This window comes from Mycobacterium sp. TH-M116 (genome assembly GCF_057473685.1).
Genome location: NZ_JBYCLC010000319.1, coordinates 1 through 1832 on the forward strand (window position 1 = coordinate 1; position 1832 = coordinate 1832).

At 64.2% G+C, this 1832-nt stretch carries 2 protein-coding genes; both read right to left on the minus strand.

Annotation, left to right across the window (positions count from 1 at the left end):
- On the minus strand, window positions 1-544 hold a 544-nt coding region (locus AC2VOK_RS16560; protein ID WP_428901453.1), incomplete at its 3' end, for an MFS transporter.
- A 1054-nt stretch (window positions 545-1598) separates the two neighbouring features.
- A partial coding sequence (locus AC2VOK_RS16565) for an alpha/beta fold hydrolase (RefSeq protein ID WP_428901454.1) occupies window positions 1599-1832 on the minus strand: 234 nt, incomplete at its 5' end.

Sequence of the window (1832 nt, forward strand, 5' to 3'; positions counted from 1 at the left end):
CCTTGGCCAGCGACGCCGAATAGTTTCCGCCGCCCAATCCGGTCAGCGCCGCACACACCAGATACGGCCACAGCGGCAGGCCCGGGTGCGCCAGCAAAATGAGCGCCCCGCCGGTGGGGATCAGCAGCACCAGCGATGAGAACGTCGTCCAGTTCCGCCCGCCAAACCAGTTGGCGGCCAACGCATATGGTATCCGCACAACGGCGCCGACCAAAGAGGCCACCGCGGCTATCAGCAACTTGTCCCCGGTCGAGAACCCGTAGACGGAGACCGGCATGAACAGCACCATCACCGACCACAGGTACCAGACCGAAAAGGTGACATGGACATTCACGATCAGCCAGAACAGATTCCGGCGCGCGATAACCCTATTTCCGGCGGCCCATGCCTCCTCGTCGTCTGGGTTCCAATCGGTGATGCGTGACCGCACCATACGCTTACCCGCCTTCCCTGGATTGTGGTGGACAACCGGCCGAACGCTTCTTACTGGACCGGATTCGCGGCGAGCCAATGCGTGGTGGGTGTCATGGCGACGAAAATACAATGCGGCGAGTATTTTTCGGCCATTTCATTCCACCTGCAACCGTGCGCACCGGCGATGAATCTGCGTGGTGTCATGCCTTTGTGGCCTGATCACCCGCCTGCACCGCCTAGCCCGGTGCCGGTCGGCGACTAACCCGGATTCAGGGTGCGCTCGGTGGGAAAAGAATGTGGCTGCCAGCTTGGTGGCCGCGATCCCGGACTGATCGATGCCTTGCGGGCTCCCGGACCAGAGCCGCCGAGACGGGATGGACGCGAACCGGTCCCGTCATCACCGGGCCTCAAGAGCGGATACATGGGAAAATGCCGAACCGCCACGGTGGTCTCCTCGACGCCACGTTCGACTGTCCGATTGACCGCCGAACCCTGAGTTGTTTCGCAGGAACCATTGGCCGTCGACGAACGACGTGCGGTTGTGGCGGGTCCCACCGCCGTGGTGCGCCGACCGGCTGCCGGCGCGGTCTTTAAAATTAGCGTGAACCAATTACTTGACAGTAACACGGCATAATGGAATCCCGGCAAGCAAAACAGGTGGCTACACAGGAGATGCCCAGGAAGAGTCCGGACCGCGCATACGGCTCCGGGCGGTTCCTGAACAATGCGTGATTGTTGCCGGAACTCGATGTCGCCGGCGTTCGCTCCGGGTGCTTCGCGGTGACCCCGGCCGCTGCCCCGCGTCGCCCGCGAGAGACCGAAAGCCGGCGCGCACGGGGTTCGGAAATCGGTTCGGGTTGCTGTACACGATCGGCTCGACGCCCTTGGCGGCCAGCGATGCCCTTGGCGGCCAGCAACGCCGGAGTCGACGCGATGAGAGCCCCGGCCCCGCAGCGCCGATGCGCGCATCGATTCACCACTCCGTCATGGTTCCGATGTGTGCCCGCTGACGCCCTGCGCGGCGCAGATGAACGCCTCCGGGCACGCGGTCAGCTCGTAGCCGCCGGAGAGACGGTGCGGCGTCGCAACGTGGTCTATGTCGTATTTCGTCTATGTCGTATTTCATTGCCGACGTGCGTGATTGGCCGGTGGGATGACCACGTGCCGAAAACTCGGAGGCATGCTCACCGCAGCTGCAGCCCGTCGAGGAACTCCAACAGTATGGCGTTCACCTCATCGGGTCGCTCCTGCTGCAGCCAGTGCCCGGCGCCGTCGATCATCACCTGGCGGTACGGGCCGGCGACCACCTCCGACGCGCGGTCGGGACGGGTGAACGTCAAGACCGGGTCGGCCGTCCCCGCCACAAACAGCGACGGCACCGAGATCGTGGCATTGCCCAGCTCCGGGGCGAGTTCGGG